Below are 16957 nucleotides of genomic sequence, written 5' to 3'. Positions count from 1 at the left end.
CCCCATGAGCACCCTCCAGACGATCCATGGCGTGTCCGTCCTGATGTACGCCCCCGAGGACGAGGTCATCGCAAGCGAACAGGACGCCCTGGATGTCATCGGCAACGCCTCCTACCAGGGCGCCCAGTGGGCCGTCATCCCCGCCGAGCGGTTCGACGACGCGTTCTTCCAGCTGCGCACCCGCGTCGCCGGCGACATCGTCCAGAAGTTCGCCAACTACCGGATAGGACTCGTCGTCCTCGGTGACATCTCCCGCCACACGGCGGACAGTTCGTCGCTGCGGGACTTCGTCCGCGAAGGCAACCGCGGGCGCCAGACCTGGTTCCTCGCCGATGAGGAGGAACTGCGGGAGCGGCTGAAGAACTAGGCCGGGTCGCTCGGTCCACGGGGGGCCGGCTCAGCGAGTGCGATCCGCGTCAGCCGGTCCGGTCCGCGTCAGCCGGTCCGCTCCGCGTCAGCCGGTCCGCTCCGCCGACTGCCTGCGGAGCCGGGCCAGACGGAGTTCGCGCTCCAGCTCGCCCTTGATCTCGGCGGCCAGCTCGCCCGTGCGCGCCCACTCGACGATCACCTCGGCCACGTGCCGCAGTTTGACGTTCGTGCGCTGGGAGACCTCCCGCAGGATCTCCCAGGCGTCGTCCGGTGCCAGCTCGCCGACGGCCAGGACGACACCGATCGCCTGATCGACCGTGGCATGCGAGTGCACCGCCTGCTTCAGCTGGAGGTTCTCGTCCTCCAGCTGCACCAACTTCTCCGCGTCCCGCTCCTGGGTGATCTGGGCAGGGCGTGGATCCTGTGTGTTGTACGTCAACGTCGCCTCCGGGTTCCGGGGAGTCCGGCGTCAAAGAATCAGTATGTCGTCTGCCCAGAAATCGCGGACGGACGCAGGGACGGGGCCTTGGCACCACAGGAACGTCTGCCCGCCTGCTCCACAGGCCGGGTGACCCCCGCCGTCCGGTCAGGCGGCGAAGAAGTCTCCGAGGGCGGCGGCGAGTTCGTCCGGTGCCTGCTCGGCCATGTGGTGCCCGGAGTCGATCCCGTGACCGCGCAGGTCGGGTGCCCAGTCCCGCCAGATCTTCAGCGGATCGCCGTAGAGGTCCTCGAGATCGTCCCGGAGCGACCACAGGACGAGCGCGGGGCACCGGATCCGCACTCCGGCGGCCCGGTCGGCCTCCTCGTCGCGTCGGTCGACGGTCAGGCCGGCCCGGTAGTCCTCCAGCATCGCCCGCACCACCTCGGGGTTCCTGGTGGCCGCGCGCCATTCGTCGTGGTTCTCCCGCCCCATGACCTCCGGGTCGCCGTGGTACCAGCGGTCCGGGTCGGCGTTGATGACCCGTTCGGGGATGTCCGGCTGGGCGAAGAAGAACCAGTGCCACCACTGGGTGGCGAACCGCGCGGTGATACGGGACAGATGCTCGCTGATGGGCAGGCAGTCGAGCAGCGCGGCCCGTGATACCAGGTCCGGGTGGTCGAGGGCGAGACGCAGAGCGACCGGGCCTCCTCGATCGTGGCCGGCCAGCGCGAACCTGTCGTGTCCGAGGGAACGCATCACCGCCACCAGGTCGTTGGCGACGGCGCGCTTGGAGTGGGCCGTGTGGTCCGCGGTGGGCGCCGGGCCACGGGACCGGCCGTATCCGCGAAGGTCCGGACAGACGACCGTGAAGCCCCGGTCGACCAGCTGCGGAGCGACGCGGTGCCAGGTCGCGGAGGTCCTGGGGTGGCCGTGCAGCAACAGCACCGGCGGCCCCTCCCCGCCGTACCGGACGAAGACGGAGGCCTCCCCGGCCTGGACGGTACTGGTCTCGAAGCCCTCGAACATGGTCCCTCCATCCGGTGAGTCGTGGACGGCACGCACAGGGGTACTTGACACAGACCTCCTATTGCGCTCTGGCTGGCCAGAACCCGTCGTACGAGGCCACTATCAGGCTGGATACCCGCTCGAGAAGAAAGACCGCCATGGCCGGCACGCCCTCCCCACGTCTCCCGTCCCGCACCGGGGGCGCCCTGTGAACGCCGCCCGGATTCCCGGCCTGATCCTGCCGGTGGCGTTCCTCGTCGCCGCGCTGATCGGCGTCGTCTGGTACTGGCGGCACCGCGGGGAGTAGCCCGGCCGGGCCCGCCGCGGACGACGTCCCGGCGGGCCGCCCTCACATCTGCGGTCGCGGCTGCGGCAGCAGGCCGCGTCCCACGGGCGCCGGGGCGGGCGACTCGGCCTGGACGACCGGCACTTCGGCCGGCTCCGGGGACCGGAACGCGTCGGCACGCACGTGGTGCATGACCCGGCTTCCCACGCGGTAGCGCCCGTTGGGCACATGGCGGGACTTGGTGACATGCACCGCGAGCGGGCCGGCCCATTCATAGCCCTTGCGCTCGCCGTGGCGAAGCAGGCTCTCGGTGAGCACCTGGTCGATACGGTCGCCGTTGCGCTCGATCTCCTCGAAGGCGAACTCGGCCAGCTCCACGTCGTAGGCGTTGGGGACAACGACGCGGCTCTCGCTGCACACGACCACGTGTTCGTCGCACTCCCGGTGCAGGGCCTCGACCAGTTCGACCGGTTCCTTGTGGCGGACGCGCGCGAGCAGCGTCCCGCCGAGGCGCTCCAGCGCCCGTTCCAAGCCGGTGAGTGCACTCACGCCTGATTCCCCTCCCTCTCCGTGAAGTCGTCCGGACGCACCTGGGCCTCCTCCAGGGCTTCGCGCAGCGTGCGGCCGGTGCCGCCCCGCCCCTGGGCCTCGTCCGGACGTCGGGCTGCCGGATCGGTGGCGGCGGTGTGGGGGCGGTGCTCATCGGGGACGGTCATGGGGAAGGCCTCCAGCGCTCGTTTGTGTGGTTCTGCTCCGCTTCTCCCTCGCGGGTGCCCGGGCAGCGGACATCAACGCATGTCCTCGGCCGACAGGGCCTAGAGCAGATCGCGCGGCACCGTCTCGTTCCAGGTACGGGAGAACACCCGGCGGTCGCCCTCGTAGCCGTCGAGGGTGGCGTCCACGAAGAAGTCCCGCTCGTCGCAGCGGACCCGGGTGTGCGTCACCACCCGCACGTCCCAGTCGTCGCGGCGGAAGCGCATGGTCCAGGTGGTCTCGCCGGTGGCCGAGGTGAAGTCGTCGGCGACGGACGTGTAGCGCTCGTAGGCGCGGCGGCCGACGTCGAGACCGATCTCGTCGAGGCGGATCAGCCCCTGGTCCTTCACGATCTCCAGTTCGGCGCGGTAGCCGACCAGGTCCCGCTTCACCTCCCACCGCGCCTCCGGCGGCTCCAGCCGGGTCACCGTGAGCGGCGGGGTTCCCTCGGGCTCCGCGAATGGCTGGGCGGGCGTCTCGTCGGGTTCGTCCGTCGGCCGGACCGGGAGCGTGAGGGTGCTGGAGTGTTCGTGAACGCTCAGCAGGGCCGGCCCGGGGGGCGGCCAGGCCAGCGGCCAGTACGACGTGGACAGGGACAGCCGGATGCGGTGCCCCGGCGGGAACGCCTGCGCGACTCCGTTGAGGTGCACGGTCGCCCGGTAGCGCTGTCCGGGCTCCAGGGGTTCGGGGTGCTCGGTGCCGTCGCGCCTGGTGAGGTTCAGCAGGCCGTACGTGACCCGGGTGGCCGCGCCGTCCGGGCTGACGTCGGACAGCCGCGCGGCGACCATCGCGACCGGGGCGTCGGCCGAGAGGTCGAGTTCGACGGTCGGCGAGCCGAGGATCTCCAGCCGTTCGGTCAGCGGCTCGGTCTCGAAGACGAGGGAGCCGCCGTCCTCCTCGCGCTGGTCGTAGGGCAGGTCCGGGGGCGCGTTGTAGGAGGCCCACTTGCCCGCGAACTGGCCGACGGACAGCGGCGAGCGCACCGTCATCGCGGCTCCGTCGCCGTCCGGGGCGGCCTCGCCGGGAGAGCCGATCCGGTGGCGGGTCAGCGGATGGGTGACGGGGCGGATGTGCGGGGACGGCCAGGTGGGTTCCGCAACCCAGCGGCCCGGCCGCTCCTCGTACGAGGTGGACGGCGGCACGCTGTCCTGCATCCAGGTCCGCAGCATGGGGCCGTCCATCACGCCGTTGTCGGCACCCTTGAGCCAGTGGTCCCACCACCGCACGACCTCCTGGAGGTACCCGATGGCCGGGCCGGGCTCCCCGAGGTGGGGGAACTTGTGCGACCAGGGTCCGATCAGCCCCTTGCGGGGCACGTCCAGGTTGCCGAGCAGCCGGGTCACCGCGTTGGAGTACCCGTCCGCCCAGCCGCTGGAGGCGAGGACGGGGCAGCGTACGTCCTGGTAGTTCTCGGAGACCGAGGCATGGCGCCAGTAGTCGTCGCGGCGCTGGTGGCGGAGCCACTCGAGAGCCCAGGGGCTGGTGTTCTCCAGCCGTTCGTGCCACATGGCGCGCCAGCGGTCGCCGACCACCGCGGGATCGGGCGGGCAGGTGGCGTAGGCGAACATGGTGCCGGCCTCGGCCAGGTTGTCCGAGAGCATGGCGCCGCCCATGTAGTGCATGTCGTCGGCGTGCCGGTCGTCGGTGAAGGAGGCGATGACGATGGCGCGCAGGCTCGGCGGCCGCCGGGCGGCCACCTGGAGGGCGGCGAAGGCGCCCCACGACAGGCCCATCATGCCGGTGCTCCCGTCGCACCACGGCTGGTCGGCGAGCCAGGCGAGGACCTCCTCCGCGTCGGCCTGCTCCCGTTCCAGGTACTCGTCCTTCAGCACTCCCTCGGACTCGCCGGTGCCGCGCAGGTCGACCCGGACGCAGGCGTAGCCGTGCCCGGCGATGTACGGGTGGTGCAGGGAGTCGCGCACGGCGGTCAGGTCGCGCTTGCGGTAGGGGATGTACTCCAGCACCGCGGGGACGGGCTCCTGGTCCGAGGACGTGGGACGCCAGATACGCGCCGACAGCCGGACACCGTCCGACATGGGGATGCTGACGTGGTCTTCTTCCTTGGTGGCGTACGGCAGATTGGTCACGTAACGCATAGGGCCGGCGTGCTCCTCAGTGGTGCGGGTTCTCGTTCTCGAGCTTTTCCTGCGGGTTCTCGTCGAAGGTCAGACCCAGCGCGGCCACGCAGTGGTCGTACTTCTCGCGCAGGTCCTTCTCGTCGCTGCCTCCGGTGAAGACGTGGGCCAACTCGAAGCTGTAGCTGTCCTGCTGGGACAGTTCGGAGAGCCGCTGTCCGCGCTCGGGCACGACATCGACGCGCACTCCGGCGATGTCCCGCTCGATGCGCTCGATGTCCTCGGCGGACGGGACGTCGCGCACCACTCCGTCGGTGAACCAGCGGTGGTACCACTTCGCGGCAGTCGCGTAGGAACCCTCGCGGTGCGGCATGCGCGGGTCGTCGCCGAGGGCGAGGCCGAGCATGCAGTGGTGGTTGGGTACGCCGTCGACGTACTGGAAGAGCTCCGCGTGGCTCTGGGAGTGCCGGGGGTTGATCTCCAGCAGACTGATCTCCTGGGTCTTCGGGTCGTAGAAGTACTCCACGCTGAAGGTGGCGGAGTCGAAGCCGATCCGGGTCATCACGCGCTCGGTGACTTCGTGGAGTTCCCGGATCACCGGCGGCGGAAGCGTCGAGGGGTACTGGTGACGCAGGAAGCACGGCGTGTCGGGGTAGTTGATGGAGTCCAGCACGCCGTAGACGGTCACTTCGCCCTCGTGGACGTATCCCTCGACGGCGACCTGGAGCCCGGTCATCGCCTCTTCGGCGAGGCACACCTGGGCGCCGACCCCGTCCATCTCCGGCGGCAGGTCGACCCGGTCGAGGATGTACTCGAAGGGGCGGCCCACCCGGGCTATGCCCTCACGGACCTGGGCGACAGCGGCCCGGAATTCGTCCATGTCCTTGACACCGAAGGCGAGTTCGGACGAGTAGGACAGAGCGGGCTTGATCCACATCGGGAATCGCACGCCCTCGGGAGGGCGGGGGTCGTCGGCCTCCAGATCGACCCGGCCGAAACGCGGATGCCGGTCGGTGACCTTCTGCTGTTCGAGCCGACTCCAGTATTTGTGCTCGCATTTGACCACGGATTCCAGGCTGGTGCTGCGGGTTCCGTAGCGCTCGGCGAGGATGGGGACGAGGGTGCTGACCGGGAAATCCCAGTAGCCGACGATCGCGTCGATGCTTCCGTCGAATGCGTCCAGTACTCCTTGCGCCTTGTCGATGAGGTCAGGTACCGACACCTCACCTCCCTGTAGTTCTTCGATCGACAACAGGGCGTGGAATCGCAGGGATTTGGCGCCCGGCGCGGCGCGCAGTGTCGGCATATTGGCCTCGTCCAGGCCGATGACAAAGACGTTCTTCTGGTTCTCTTCCGGCACTGGTTACTACCTGCCCTTTCTCCGGCTGACATCGCAAGATCGTCGGAGTACCCCGCAGCCGGGCGGCCAATCTCCCTTTGCGGCAGGCCGAGTGAATCCCGTGTGCGAACCGGCATACGCAGGTGTGACGTCGGCGCCGCGGGAAACCTGTAACCGCATGTTGCTGCACAGGCGATCTTCACCGGTGTCCGTGACCGCACGCGAGGGGAGGTAGACATGCTGTTCCTTGTCGTGGCGCTGCTGCTGCTGGCGTTCGTCGTCGGATCGGCCGCGTACCTCCCGCTGCCCGTGACCTTGGTGGCGAGCGTGGTCATCGCCGGCTGGCTCGCCGTGTTCGCCGTCCGTGAGCGGCGCCGGCGCGGCCGGCCGGGGAGGGCGTGACCGATGCGCATGACAGCACCACCGCGCCGGGAGACCGGCCGGCGGGACACCGAAGGAATGGCCGTCGCCTCCTTCGTCCTCGGCCTCGTCGGACTGCTCGTCCTCAATCTCGTCCTCGGCCCCATCGCGATAGCCCTGGCCACGATCGCCCTGCGCCGGGGCACTCCTCGCCGGTTCCGGGCGCTGCTGGGGCTGTGGCTCGGCATCGCGGACATCGTGGTCCTTTTCGTCCTCATGGCGGCGAACGGCACCACCGCGTGGAGCATCGTGGGGTGACCGCGGTGCCGTGGAGGTGTGAAAAAGCTCCTCTGGCGGCAGTTGCCCGCGCATCGGCTGTTTCACATGTGCGTCCGCAGGTGACCCGGACAACGACGGAAGCCCCACCGACCGGCACGACTCGATCCAAGGAGGCCTGTCATGGAGAACTGGCGGGACGCCGCGGCTTGCCGCAGCGTCGACCCCGACCTGTTCTTCCCCGTCGGCACCTCAGGCCCGGCGCTGCTGCAGATCCAGGAGGCGAAGGCGGTGTGCCGGGGTTGCCCGGTCCGCGACGCCTGCCTGCAATGGGCACTCGACACCAGTCAGACCATCGGCGTCTGGGGCGGTACGAGTGAGAACGAACGGCGAGCTCTGAAGCGGCGCATGCCCAGTCGCCGGCGCGAGGACCGTGCGGCATAGGCCGGCAGGCCGTGCCCACGACTGCGCCCCGCCCCCACGCCCGGCCTCCGGCCGCCCGCGGCGGGGGCGAGCAGAGCGCGTCATCCCGTCCGCACGAACCGGGAAGGCGAGATGGCTACTGAGCCGCATTGGGACAAGGACCTGGCACCCGAGGAGATGGAGGGCCGCACCAGCACTTTCGCCGGTGAGCTGCGCAATGTGACCGACGCCCGGCTCGAGGCGGAGGACTACCTCCGCGCGCTCTCCCGTGTGCGCCTGCCCAGCGCGGCAGAGCGCTGGGACGATGTCCTGCTGGTGGTGACGGAACTGGCCGCCAACGCGGTTCAGTACGCCCCCGGGCCGTTCCGGCTGGAGATGCGCCGCACCTTCGACGGTGTTCATGTGGCCGTGCACGACACCAGTACGACCCCGCCGACGCCCCGCTCCTTCCACCCGAGCCAGGGTGGCGGGGGCATCGGCTGGCATCTCATCCACGCGCTGAGCGACCAGGTCAGCGTGGTGCCGAAGGCCGGCGGCAAGGAAGTACACGTCTTCCTGCCCTGGTGAGTGACCTCGCCCCGGACGCCGCGGTGGTGTCCGGCGGCCCGCCGGAGACCCGGCGGGCGTCAGCCGCAGGCCACGCCGTGGCCGGGCGGCCGCGGACACTCACGGGCCTCAGACATCGGTCGGCAGCCCGCTCACCTCGGCGATGCCGCGCAGTTCCTCGTCCTGGCGGTGCCGCTCACCGATGAAGTCGGCGATCTCCTTGCACCGGGCGGGATCCGCGGCGGTGCCCGAATCCGTGACGACCCGGACGGGACCCGCCTCCTCGGTCTCGATCTCGACGATCTGGTTGTCCATGCGTCCGGTCACAGCGACCGCGACGACCAGTGACGCCTCGTCGCGGACCTCCTGCGAGACGGTGTCGCCGTCCGCGCCTTCGAGACTCAGTTCGATCGGTCCGACGCGCTGCTCCTCGATCGCCTCAAGGACCGGTTCGACCATGCGCAGGAGCAGCGCGTAGTCGGTGGGAGACATACGGAGACGCAGGAGGTCGAGGTACAGGTCCACGGGCCGCTCATCCGGCGGTAGCTCTGATTCGCTCATGGCACTCGCCTTCCCCGATGTGGGCGACGTGATCGCATCTGCATCCAGAATGGTGCGATTCTTCGGCCGCCGCCCCTCGGCAGCGCTCGCCGGGGCCGTTTTCCGGGGGCCGAGGTGTCCGGCTTCCCGCCGGTCGGGCCCTGCCCGGGCGACCGCCGGGGGGTGAACCGGCGACTTCCGTGTGAATCCCCCGTACGTGTGAGCATCATGCGCGGAGCGGGGGTACTAGAGGTCTCTACTTTCCTTTCCTCCGGAGGCCCCTCGTGATCCCCATGGTCCACAGGACGCTCGTCACGCAGCTCGAGGCGGGCGGTACGGGACGGTTCCCCGTGCTCGCTCACATGACCTACGACGCGGACGACCCGTTCGCCGTCACCGTGGTGTTCAGCCACGACGGCCGCGTCCTCGCCCGATGGAGACTCGACCGGCAGATGCTGGCCGACGGGATCCGGCGACCGGTCGGCGAGGGAGACGTGCGCATGCGCCCGCAGTCCACGGGTCAATGGGAGGAACTGCGCCTGGAGTTCTTCGGCGACTCCCATGCGGACGGTGAGCGGCACCATGCCGTGGTGCTGGCCTGGGCGCCGGCCGTCGTGTCCTTCCTCGACGAGACGTACGAGGTCGTCCGGCCCGGGCACGAGGAGGTCTGTCTCGACGGCTTCCTCGCCGAGGTCATCGCCGGCGGCTGAAGCGGGGTCCTCCGGGGCGTACCGGGGTCCGCCGGCTCGGCCGGGCGGGCCCGCTCTGCTGTCCTCCACCGGGTGCTCGGCGAAGGGCCACCGGTCGCCCGGAGGGCGGAAGGGCCACCGGTCGCCCGGCACATCGCCGGGCCCGCCGCACGAGGGTGCGACGGGCCCGGCGATTTCGGTGCCGCCGCACGGATGCGCGGCGGTTCCGGCCATTTCTGTGGCGCCGCACGAGCGTGCGGCGGATCCGGAGATTTCCTTGGCGCCGCACGAGTAGGCGGCGGCTCCGGCGATTTCGGTGGCCTCAGTGGCGGAACGCGTCCTTGGTCTTTTCCTTGGCCTGACGGACGTCGCCCTTCGACTGCTCCATCTTTCCCTCGGCGGTCATGCGTTCATTGCCTACGGCACGGCCGGTGGTCTCCTTGACCTTTCCCTTGACCTGCTCCGTCTTGCCCTTTGCCTTCTGGTTCTTGGCCACGGCAGTTCACATCCTCACTGCTTCGGCGATACGTACTCACGAATACGGCTGACCCTGCCGCGCCGTCCCAAACTCTCCGGGACGCCAAATCACGCGGATTTCTTCGGCGGCCGGCTCTCGTTGCCGCGATATCGGCGGTTCCTCCGAGGCGGCTTCTCCCAGGCTGCTCCGCCGAGACCGGCCGCCGTACCGCGCGCACAGGCCTACGGAAGGATCGAGTCGACGTAGCCGCCGTCGACCCGGACGGCACCGCCGGTCGTCGCCGACGCCTGGTCCGAGCTCAGATAGACGACGAGGTTCGCGATCTCCTCCGGCTCGATCAATCGCTGCAGCAGCGACTGGGGCCGGTGCTCGCGCATGAAGGTGCGCTGCGCCTCGTCCCAGGGCACCTCACGGTCCACGAGCTCGTAGACGAAGTCCTCCACACCGCCCGTGTGCGTGGGGCCGGCGATGACCGAGTTGACGGTGACGCCCGTGCCCGCGGCCTCCTTCGCGAACCCCCGGCTCACGGCGAGCAGCGCGGTCTTGGACATGCCGTAGTGGATCATCTCGGCCGGGATCGCCACCGCGGAGTCGCTCGCGATGTACTGGACGCGCCCCCAGCCCCGTTCCATCATCCCGGGCAGACAGGCGCGGGTGAGGCGGACGGCGGCGAGGACGTTCACCTCGAAGTAGCGCCGCCACTCCTCGTCGGTGATCTCCAGGGCGGGTTTCGCCCCGAAGATCCCGAGATTGTTGACCAGGATGTCCACGGCAGGCAGCTCCGCCAGGGCCCGGTCCGTTCCCTCCTCGGTGCCGAGATCCGCGGCCACGGGGACGAACAGCGCCTCCGGAGCCCGCGCCGCCAGCCGCGCGACGGCCTCCCGCACCCGGCCCTCGTCACGGCCGTTGACGCCGACGCGGGCGCCCGCGCGGGCCAGGCCGAGGGCGATGGCCGCCCCGATCCCCTGTGTCGAACCGCTGACGAGCGCGGTCCGTCCTTCGAGATTCAGTTGCATCAGCACACTCCACTGGCGTGACGGCGCGCCTGGGCACACCTCGTCGTCCCCGTACGATCATCGGCGATTACCCGGGGGCCGGCATGGCATACGTCCGGCGTCGGCCCGCCACGGGCGCGCGGCAGCGCGAGCCGGTGGCCGCGCGCCCATGCCGTCACGTGCCGTCACGAGCCGTCACGTGCCGGAAGCCGACCCTCCGTGCTCGCGGGAGCGGGAGTGGGACGGGGCGCGGAGCGAGGTCAGCGGACCGCCGTGCAGGGGCGTCGTGTACCACTGCGCCGTGAAGGTGTGGTCCGTGAGCGAGCAGGTCACCGCCAGCCGGTGCGGGGTCTCCAGGAACAGCACGTCGGCCCGGAGGGTGTCCGGGCCGGTCCATCCTCCGCTCACCGCCGTGGGGACGGAGTCGTCCGTGCCGATGTTCCAGCCGGCCCCGACGAGCCGCAGGTCCAGGCGCGCTCCGCTCTCGTCGAGCGACAGGGTCCAGCCGTCCGGGCCGGCCTCGACCAGGACTTCCGTCAGGGTTTTCGGCCGATCGGCGCGGGCGGGTCCGGCCGGCGAGAAGCGGGCACCCGACCAGGACTCCGCCCGCCCGGACGGCTCGGACGCACCCGCCAGCGGCGCCAGGGCCAGCCCCGCGAGACGCTGCCGCAGCGCTTCGTCGTCCCGCCCGGACAGCGGCGCGTCGCCGAACGCGGGCAGCAGGTGCCGCCAGACGAGATTCAGCAGTTCCTGCATCTGCTCGGTCGCCGCCGTCGTGGCGATCACGGCGTCGTGCTCGGGCAGGACAAGGCAGAACTGGCCGTACGCACCATCGCCGCGGTACCCGTGCCGGGACTTCCAGAACTGGAACCCGTACCCCTGCTGCCAGTCGGACGCCGCCCCCTCCGCCGTACCGTCCGCATTCGAGATGTGCGGGCGCGTGGCCTCGGCGACCCATCCGGACGGCAGCAGCCTGCGCCCCTCCCAGACGCCGTCCTGCAGATACAGCTGGCCCAGGCGGGCGATCGCGTCCGTCGGCGCGTGCAGTCCGCTGAAGCCCAGGTCACGGCCGGCCGGGCGCTGCTGCCAGGCCACTTCGCCGATGCCCAGCGGGTCGAGGAGCCGGGGGCGCAGATAGTCCGTGAGCGTCAGGCCGGTCACGCGCTGGACGATCGTGGCGAGGGTGTAGGTGGCGGGCTGGTTGTAGGCGAACACCGTGCCGGGGTCGCGGTCCGGCGGAATCAGCAGGAAGCCGCGGACCAGCTCCACGCGGTCCCGCCGGTAGGCGTCCTGGTGGGTTTCGGCGAGGTGGCCGCTCGCCATGGACGCGACGTGCCGGACCAGCATGGCGCGGCTGCGGGGATCGCTGATCTCCGCCTCGAACTCCGGAAAGTACTTGATCACCGGGTCGTCGAAGTCGAGCAGCCCTTCGGCGGCGGCGAGGCCCGCCGCCGTGGCGGTGAAGCTCTTGCTCAGCGAATAGAGCAGGTGCGGTCGTTCCGGAGCGTAGGGCGCCCACCAGCCGGAGGCCACGAGCCGGCCGTGCCGCAGGATCATCAGACTGTGCGGTTCGATGCCGGGCGCGGCCTCGACCGCGTCGAGGAAAGTCTGGATACCGGACGCGTCGACGCCCTGCTCGACGGGGGTACTGACGGACAGCGGGCGGGCGTTCATGCGGGTCGGCCTCCGGGCGGCTCGGACGTGGCGTGGGCACCACTACTCCGCGGACGGAGTTCGGCGACTTGGTGCATAGGCCATCCTTCCCTCCGACACCTCGTGTGTCCACGCGTCGCCTGCACACCCCTTGAGACCCAACACAGCTGGTACACAGGGTCGTTGACTGGGTAGCTGTCGTCGGCGACCGTGAGGGTCTTGCCGACGGCGGCCTTGGCGCCGGATTCCTCCCATGCCTTGCAGTCGTTGCGGTTCCTGGCGAGTGGCCGGCCGACCACGGCGACCATGCGGGTGTCGGCGTCGATGACGACCTGGTGGCTGGTGGAGTACCGATAGTTCTTCGACCGCTCTGCGATCGTGTGGTCGCGGGTGGGCACCAGGGTGCCGTCCACGATGAGCACGGTCCCCTTGGCGAACCGCTTGCGGGGCTGGAGGGCGAGCATCGGCCCGAGGTTGTCGATGATCCGCTCCGCTGCCGACTTGGAGATCCCGGACAGCGGGGCGAGCCGGCGCATGGTCAGGTTCGTGCGCCAGTACGCCGCGACGAGCAGGGCCCGGTCCTCCAGCGGAAAGCTCCACGGCCGGCCCTTGCGGACCGCGTCCGCACCCTGGCGCCGCAGCAGCGTCACCGGTGGGACAACCGCTATGACTGCCAGTACGACGGCGAGACCTGGCCATGCGACGACCTGATCGACCTCGCCTCACCCTACGCCGATCACCCCGCCTACCCGCGACGGCGCTTGGACGGAGATCGTTTGCGGGACAGCCCTCAGACCAGCTGCACCCTGCGGTCCAGAACGGCCGAATGAATACCGACGGACGTGTCCCGCATGTAGGCCGTCCGCAGTTCGCGCGCTTTCTGGTAATCGTCGGTTGCGAGGGCCTCGCGCATCTCCCTCTCCGACTCGAAGCCGATCCCCACGATCGCGTCGATCGGCTCCTCCTCCCCGTCCGCCGCGAGGTCCGTCAGGTAGTACTGCACGTACTCCTTGACCTGGGGAAGTGCCACATAGGTCGGTCCGTACTCCAGTTCCATGAAGCGGCGGAAGTCCTCCGTGGACACCTCCGGGCGCTTCCTGATCACCGTCATCAGCCTGAGCATGCCGCCGCCACCTTCCTGAACACCTGTTCATTGCACGCTACCATGAACGGGTGTTCAATGAACTGGTGAACAAGACAGACACCCGCGACCTACGCTCCGAGCTCGTGGCCGCCGCGATCGGCATGCTGGCGGAGCCCCAAGCGGTGGCAGTTCCGTCGCTGCGCTCGATCGCCCGGGCCTGCGGGGTGGCCCCCTCGGCCGTGTACTGGCACTTCCCCTCCGAGGCGGACCTGCGCTCCGCGGTGCTCGACACCGAATACGCCTCGCTGGTCGAAGCCGTCGAGTCGGCCCTCGACGCCACGGCCGAAGTCGACGATCACCTGGTCGTTGCCGGCGACGCCTACATCGCCTGGGGCATGGCCCACCCGGGCGCATACCAGCTCCTGTTCGAGAGCAGCGACGCACTGCCGGAGACCAGAGCCGCGCATGGCCCCCGACTCCAGGCGCGCATCGTAGAGCTGGCGCGGCTCGTCGACCCGGACGCGCCGTTCGCCTCCGCACTCCTGTTGTGGTCGGTATGGCACGGTGTCGTCTCCCTACGGCTCCACAAGAACGAGTGGGACTGGGGAATGACCGCGCAGGAAGCAAACCGCCGACTGATTCACGCGTTGGTCACCAACAGGATCAAGGCCGCCAATACGGACAGTCGCACCGCTCCCTAGGAGGCAGCCATGCCGGTCGCATACATCAACGAGTGGCCGCGACCAGCACTTTCACAACACGCCCTGAGCCCCGCACTTGGGCAGACACTCCGAGGGCGAGACGGTGCTTCCCGTGCCTCGGGCGGAGGTCGTGCTGTCGGCTTCGGCTGACGTGGAGTGCCCGAGCCTGCGGGTCTGGCCGGCTGCCGATGTCCTGGCGATCTTCCGTTTCCATGCCGCCGATGAAGTCGACTTCGATGTCGACCTGCGGGAGTTGCAGGGGCAGGGGCGACTTGATGTGTTCTGCGGCTTCCTTCGAGAGATCGGGCGGCGGTTGGGCAAGCCGGTGCTGATGGATCCGGAAGACGACTACGGCCATCCGGTGCACGGCTTCGATGTCGAGGCTGATCGAGTACTCGGCAGCGCACAGATGCACAACCTCGCCCTCGACGGATAGGCCGGCGGGCCGCACAGCGGCCCACCACGCCCGAGGCGTCAGAGATCATTAACGGGACAGCCCTTAGCGCCGTACGAGGGATCTTCCGGTTTCCGGAACATCGGATCGGGGACCCGTGTCTTATGGTGCAAATCGGATACACGATGATGACGGAGCAGGCCGGCCCGCGTGACCTCGTCGACCATGTGGTGCGAGCCGAGGAGGCCGGGTTCGACTTCTCGGTGACGTCGGACCACTACTTCCCTTGGCTGGAGTCGCAGGGGCATTCGCCCTACGCGTGGAGTGTGCTGGGCGCGGCCGCCCAGGCCACCTCGCGCATCCCGCTGATGACCTATGTGACGTGCCCGACCGTCCGCTACCACCCGGCGGTGGTGGCGCAGAAGGCGGCGACGATGCAGCTGCTCGCGGAGGGCAGGTTCAGGCTGGGGCTCGGCTCGGGCGAGAACCTCAACGAGCATGTGGTGGGCGGTGGTTGGCCGTCGGTCGACGTGCGCCACGAGATGCTGGAGGAAGCGGTCGGCATCATCCGGGACCTGTTCGAAGGCGGCCATGTCACCCGGCGCGGCACGCACTTCGACGTGGAGTCGGCCAAGCTGTGGGATCTGCCCGACCAGCCGCCGCCGATCGGGATCGCCGTCTCCGGCGAGCGGTCCTGCGAACTGGCGGGCCGGCTCGGCGACCTCGTGATCGCCACGGAACCCAAGCCGGAACTGCTCAGCGCCTTCGACCGGCACGGCGGACAGGGCAAGCCTCGGGTCGGCCAACTGCCGGTCTGCTACGACCCCGACCGGGACGCGGCCGTACGGCGGGCGCACGACCAGTTCCGCTGGTTCGGCAGCGGCTGGAAGGTCAACTCCGAACTGCCGCACCCCAAGTCGTTCGCCGGGGCCACGCAGTTCGTCACCCCCGACGACGTCGCCGAGTCGATCCCGTGCGGCGACGACCCGGACGCCTTCGTGGAGGCCGTACGCCCGTACGCCGAGGCCGGGTTCACCGAGATCGCACTCGTGCAGATCGGTGGCGCGTCCCAGCCCGCCTATCTGGACTGGTCGGAGAAGACCCTGCTGCCGGCGTTGCGCGGCGCGTTCAACTAGGACAGGTCCTGGGCCGGGGGCACCGGAGGCCGCCCGCCCCCGGCAACTGCGGGCGGGCGGAGGCTCCTTGATGAGCCACCGCCATAATGGTTCGGTGATCTTCGCCTCCGACACCTCCCTGCCTGCCGAGCGCATACCCGTCGTCATCGTCGGTGCGGGTCCGGCCGGTCTGACCATCGCCAACATCCTGCGGTCGGCGGGCGTCGACTGCGTGGTCCTGGAGGCCGAGAGCAGAGAGTTCATCGAGCAGCGGCCGCGCGCGGGGTTCATCGAGGAATGGGCGGTGCGCGCCCTGCAACGACGGGGGCTGGCGACCCGGCTGGTGGAGCGGGCGCAGGCGCACCACGAGTGCGAGTTCCGCTTCGAGGGCGAGCGGCACCGGTTCCGCTACGCGGAACTGTCCGGAGACCGGCACTTCGTCTATCCGCAGCCCCTGCTGGTCACGGATCTGGTGCGGGAGTACGCGGACGTCAGGGACGGCGACATCCGCTTCGGCGTCCGCGACGTCCGGCTGCACGGCCTCGACAGCGCCCAGCCCTCCGTGGCGTACACGGATCCCGAGTCCGGAGAGCGTCGGCGCATCGAGTGCGTGGTCGTCGCCGGCTGCGACGGCGCGCGTGGCGTGACGCGTACGTATCTGTCTCCGGAGACCGCCCCCGTCTCGCGGTTCGACTACGGAGTCGGCTGGCTGGCGCTGCTCGCCGAGGCGCCGCCGTCCTCCGACTGCGTCGTCTTCGGCATCCATCCCCGGGGCTTCGGCGCACACATGGCCCGCAGCCCCGAGATCACCCGGTACTACCTCGAGTGCCCGCCCGGCGACGACCCGGAGAACTGGCCGCACGACAGGGTCTGGACGGAGCTGCGGGAGCGGCTGGCCGTCACCGGTGCTCCCCCGCTCACCGAGGGCCGGCTGATCGAGAAGCGGGTGCTCGACATGCACAATTACGTGGTGCAGCCGATGACGTACGGGCGGCTGTATCTGGCCGGCGATTCGGCCCATCTGGTGGCGCCGATCGCCGCGAAGGGCATGAACCTCGCGCTGCGCGACGCGCTGCTGCTCGCCGACGCGCTCGTCACGTACTGGGGCTCGGGCGACGACAGTGGTCTGCGTGGCTATTCGGCGGCGTGTCTGCGGCGCGTATGGGAATACCAGGAGTTCTCGCAGTGGTTCGCCGAGCTGCTGCACGGGCCGTCCTCGGGCGATCCCTTCCGGGCCGGGGCGGCCACCGCGCGGCTGCGGCGCCTGCTCGACTCCCCCGCCGCGGCGACCGCGTTCGCCGAGTCGTACATCGGCGCGACTCCGTAGCGTCACCTTATGGCCCACACATATGGGTGATCCTTCACACGCGTGCTCGGTATCGGTGGTGTGAAAGAAAAACGTGTGCCGAAAACGCGTACTCGTTGAACACCCACCGTCACGCCCGCCGTACAACC

The 16957-nt window shown here is 69.8% G+C and carries 20 protein-coding genes and 2 pseudogenes; 10 read left to right on the top strand and 12 right to left on the bottom strand.

Annotated features, from left to right (window positions below):
* Nucleotides 1-4: 4 nt before the first annotated feature.
* Nucleotides 5-367, top strand: a complete 363-nt coding sequence (locus ACFVYF_RS24285) for a DUF4180 domain-containing protein (RefSeq protein ID WP_389458499.1) — start codon at nucleotides 5-7, stop codon at nucleotides 365-367.
* 87 nt (nucleotides 368-454) lie between these two features.
* Here the strand turns inward: ACFVYF_RS24285 and ACFVYF_RS24280 are convergent, their stop codons facing one another.
* The 6 genes from ACFVYF_RS24280 to ACFVYF_RS24255 form a co-directional block, all read right to left on the bottom strand.
* Nucleotides 455-808 carry an ANTAR domain-containing protein gene (locus ACFVYF_RS24280; protein WP_389458497.1) on the bottom strand — a complete coding sequence of 118 codons (354 nt, stop codon included), beginning with the start codon at nucleotides 806-808 and terminating at the stop codon, nucleotides 455-457.
* A gap of 147 nt (nucleotides 809-955) precedes the next feature.
* Entirely contained in the window at nucleotides 956-1816 is an 861-nt protein-coding gene (locus tag ACFVYF_RS24275) for an alpha/beta fold hydrolase (protein ID WP_389458495.1), read from the bottom strand.
* Between the two features lie 328 nt (nucleotides 1817-2144).
* On the bottom strand, nucleotides 2145-2630 hold the full coding sequence (locus tag ACFVYF_RS24270; RefSeq protein WP_389458493.1) for a DUF3662 domain-containing protein: 486 nt from the start codon (nucleotides 2628-2630) through the stop codon (nucleotides 2145-2147).
* On the bottom strand, nucleotides 2627-2797 hold the full coding sequence (locus tag ACFVYF_RS24265) for a hypothetical protein (RefSeq protein WP_389458492.1): 171 nt from the start codon (nucleotides 2795-2797) through the stop codon (nucleotides 2627-2629). The genes ACFVYF_RS24270 and ACFVYF_RS24265 overlap by 4 nt, the downstream gene beginning before the upstream one ends.
* 99 nt (nucleotides 2798-2896) lie before the next feature.
* Nucleotides 2897-4930, bottom strand: coding sequence for a CocE/NonD family hydrolase (locus tag ACFVYF_RS24260; protein ID WP_389458490.1), 2034 nt, complete (start codon nucleotides 4928-4930; stop codon nucleotides 2897-2899).
* Between the two features lie 16 nt (nucleotides 4931-4946).
* On the bottom strand, nucleotides 4947-6215 hold the full coding sequence (locus ACFVYF_RS24255) for an acetyl-CoA carboxylase biotin carboxylase subunit family protein (protein ID WP_389458686.1): 1269 nt from the start codon (nucleotides 6213-6215) through the stop codon (nucleotides 4947-4949).
* A gap of 270 nt (nucleotides 6216-6485) precedes the next feature.
* Between ACFVYF_RS24255 and ACFVYF_RS24250 the strand changes: the two genes are divergently transcribed.
* The 4 genes from ACFVYF_RS24250 (at nucleotide 6486) to ACFVYF_RS24235 (ending at nucleotide 7874) form a co-directional block, all read left to right on the top strand.
* On the top strand, nucleotides 6486-6650 hold the full coding sequence (locus ACFVYF_RS24250) for a hypothetical protein (RefSeq protein ID WP_389458488.1): 165 nt from the start codon (nucleotides 6486-6488) through the stop codon (nucleotides 6648-6650).
* A 3-nt stretch (nucleotides 6651-6653) separates the two neighbouring features.
* Nucleotides 6654-6926 carry a DUF4190 domain-containing protein gene (locus ACFVYF_RS24245; RefSeq protein ID WP_389458486.1) on the top strand — a complete coding sequence of 91 codons (273 nt, stop codon included), beginning with the start codon at nucleotides 6654-6656 and terminating at the stop codon, nucleotides 6924-6926.
* Nucleotides 6927-7067: 141 nt separating this feature from the next.
* Nucleotides 7068-7328 (top strand): WhiB family transcriptional regulator, encoded by a 261-nt coding sequence (locus ACFVYF_RS24240; protein WP_389458484.1) that lies wholly within the window; start codon nucleotides 7068-7070, stop codon nucleotides 7326-7328.
* A 111-nt stretch (nucleotides 7329-7439) separates the two neighbouring features.
* Nucleotides 7440-7874 carry an ATP-binding protein gene (locus ACFVYF_RS24235; RefSeq protein ID WP_389458482.1) on the top strand — a complete coding sequence of 145 codons (435 nt, stop codon included), beginning with the start codon at nucleotides 7440-7442 and terminating at the stop codon, nucleotides 7872-7874.
* A gap of 108 nt (nucleotides 7875-7982) precedes the next feature.
* On the opposite strand, the gene ACFVYF_RS24230 is transcribed toward ACFVYF_RS24235, so the two are convergent.
* A complete protein-coding gene (locus ACFVYF_RS24230) occupies nucleotides 7983-8414 on the bottom strand; it encodes a hypothetical protein (RefSeq protein WP_389458481.1) in 432 nt (143 codons plus the stop codon).
* Between the two features lie 272 nt (nucleotides 8415-8686).
* On the opposite strand from ACFVYF_RS24230, the gene ACFVYF_RS24225 reads away from it, so the two are divergent.
* Nucleotides 8687-9103: an SsgA family sporulation/cell division regulator gene (locus ACFVYF_RS24225; protein ID WP_389458684.1), complete on the top strand. Its 417-nt coding sequence runs from the start codon at nucleotides 8687-8689 to the stop codon at nucleotides 9101-9103.
* A gap of 301 nt (nucleotides 9104-9404) precedes the next feature.
* Here ACFVYF_RS24225 and ACFVYF_RS24220 read toward each other — a convergent pair whose 3' ends face one another.
* The 5 genes and pseudogenes from ACFVYF_RS24220 to ACFVYF_RS24200 form a co-directional block, all read right to left on the bottom strand.
* The gene (locus ACFVYF_RS24220) at nucleotides 9405-9578 is read right to left on the bottom strand and encodes a CsbD family protein (protein WP_389458479.1); all 174 of its coding nucleotides are present in this window, start codon (nucleotides 9576-9578) and stop codon (nucleotides 9405-9407) included.
* 203 nt (nucleotides 9579-9781) lie between these two features.
* Nucleotides 9782-10576 carry an SDR family NAD(P)-dependent oxidoreductase gene (locus ACFVYF_RS24215; RefSeq protein ID WP_389458477.1) on the bottom strand — a complete coding sequence of 265 codons (795 nt, stop codon included), beginning with the start codon at nucleotides 10574-10576 and terminating at the stop codon, nucleotides 9782-9784.
* A gap of 174 nt (nucleotides 10577-10750) precedes the next feature.
* Complete coding sequence (locus ACFVYF_RS24210) at nucleotides 10751-12229, bottom strand: serine hydrolase domain-containing protein (RefSeq protein ID WP_389458475.1); 1479 nt, start codon at nucleotides 12227-12229, stop codon at nucleotides 10751-10753.
* A pseudogene (locus ACFVYF_RS24205) lies at nucleotides 12226-12858 on the bottom strand (transposase family protein); the annotation flags it as partial. The gene ACFVYF_RS24210 and the pseudogene ACFVYF_RS24205, both read right to left, overlap by 4 nt.
* Before the next feature lie 140 nt (nucleotides 12859-12998).
* Nucleotides 12999-13331, bottom strand: coding sequence for an EthD domain-containing protein (locus tag ACFVYF_RS24200; RefSeq protein WP_389458473.1), 333 nt, complete (start codon nucleotides 13329-13331; stop codon nucleotides 12999-13001).
* A 65-nt stretch (nucleotides 13332-13396) separates the two neighbouring features.
* Between ACFVYF_RS24200 and ACFVYF_RS24195 the strand changes: the two genes are divergently transcribed.
* The 4 genes and pseudogenes from ACFVYF_RS24195 (at nucleotide 13397) to ACFVYF_RS24180 (ending at nucleotide 16829) form a co-directional block, all read left to right on the top strand.
* On the top strand, nucleotides 13397-13993 hold the full coding sequence (locus ACFVYF_RS24195; protein WP_389458471.1) for a TetR/AcrR family transcriptional regulator: 597 nt from the start codon (nucleotides 13397-13399) through the stop codon (nucleotides 13991-13993).
* 82 nt (nucleotides 13994-14075) lie between these two features.
* Nucleotides 14076-14429: pseudogene (locus ACFVYF_RS24190) on the top strand (hypothetical protein); the annotation flags it as partial.
* A gap of 122 nt (nucleotides 14430-14551) precedes the next feature.
* A complete protein-coding gene (locus ACFVYF_RS24185; RefSeq protein ID WP_389458469.1) occupies nucleotides 14552-15523 on the top strand; it encodes an LLM class F420-dependent oxidoreductase in 972 nt (323 codons plus the stop codon).
* Nucleotides 15524-15593: 70 nt separating this feature from the next.
* A complete protein-coding gene (locus tag ACFVYF_RS24180) occupies nucleotides 15594-16829 on the top strand; it encodes a 4-hydroxybenzoate 3-monooxygenase (RefSeq protein ID WP_389458467.1) in 1236 nt (411 codons plus the stop codon).
* The last annotated feature ends 128 nt before the right edge of the window (nucleotides 16830-16957 follow it).

This window comes from Streptomyces sp. NPDC058274, from assembly GCF_042881375.1.
Lineage (GTDB): Bacteria > Actinomycetota > Actinomycetes > Streptomycetales > Streptomycetaceae > Streptomyces.
This window is presented reverse-complemented; position numbering and strand designations above follow the sequence as displayed.

Coding starts and splice junctions, on each gene's coding strand:
- ACFVYF_RS24250 (WP_389458488.1), top strand. CDS start 6,486: ATGCTGTTCCTTGTCGTGGCGCTGCTGCTGCTGGCGTTCGTCGTCGGA.
- ACFVYF_RS24180 (WP_389458467.1), top strand. CDS start 15,594: ATGAGCCACCGCCATAATGGTTCGGTGATCTTCGCCTCCGACACCTCC.
- ACFVYF_RS24245 (WP_389458486.1), top strand. CDS start 6,654: ATGCGCATGACAGCACCACCGCGCCGGGAGACCGGCCGGCGGGACACC.
- ACFVYF_RS24225 (WP_389458684.1), top strand. CDS start 8,687: ATGGTCCACAGGACGCTCGTCACGCAGCTCGAGGCGGGCGGTACGGGA.
- ACFVYF_RS24285 (WP_389458499.1), top strand. CDS start 5: ATGAGCACCCTCCAGACGATCCATGGCGTGTCCGTCCTGATGTACGCC.
- ACFVYF_RS24210 (WP_389458475.1), bottom strand. CDS start 12,229: ATGAACGCCCGCCCGCTGTCCGTCAGTACCCCCGTCGAGCAGGGCGTC.
- ACFVYF_RS24255 (WP_389458686.1), bottom strand. CDS start 6,215: ATGCCGACACTGCGCGCCGCGCCGGGCGCCAAATCCCTGCGATTCCAC.
- ACFVYF_RS24230 (WP_389458481.1), bottom strand. CDS start 8,414: ATGAGCGAATCAGAGCTACCGCCGGATGAGCGGCCCGTGGACCTGTAC.
- ACFVYF_RS24215 (WP_389458477.1), bottom strand. CDS start 10,576: ATGCAACTGAATCTCGAAGGACGGACCGCGCTCGTCAGCGGTTCGACA.
- ACFVYF_RS24200 (WP_389458473.1), bottom strand. CDS start 13,331: ATGCTCAGGCTGATGACGGTGATCAGGAAGCGCCCGGAGGTGTCCACG.
- ACFVYF_RS24260 (WP_389458490.1), bottom strand. CDS start 4,930: ATGCGTTACGTGACCAATCTGCCGTACGCCACCAAGGAAGAAGACCAC.
- ACFVYF_RS24240 (WP_389458484.1), top strand. CDS start 7,068: ATGGAGAACTGGCGGGACGCCGCGGCTTGCCGCAGCGTCGACCCCGAC.
- ACFVYF_RS24235 (WP_389458482.1), top strand. CDS start 7,440: ATGGCTACTGAGCCGCATTGGGACAAGGACCTGGCACCCGAGGAGATG.
- ACFVYF_RS24265 (WP_389458492.1), bottom strand. CDS start 2,797: ATGACCGTCCCCGATGAGCACCGCCCCCACACCGCCGCCACCGATCCG.
- ACFVYF_RS24275 (WP_389458495.1), bottom strand. CDS start 1,816: ATGTTCGAGGGCTTCGAGACCAGTACCGTCCAGGCCGGGGAGGCCTCC.
- ACFVYF_RS24185 (WP_389458469.1), top strand. CDS start 14,552: ATGGTGCAAATCGGATACACGATGATGACGGAGCAGGCCGGCCCGCGT.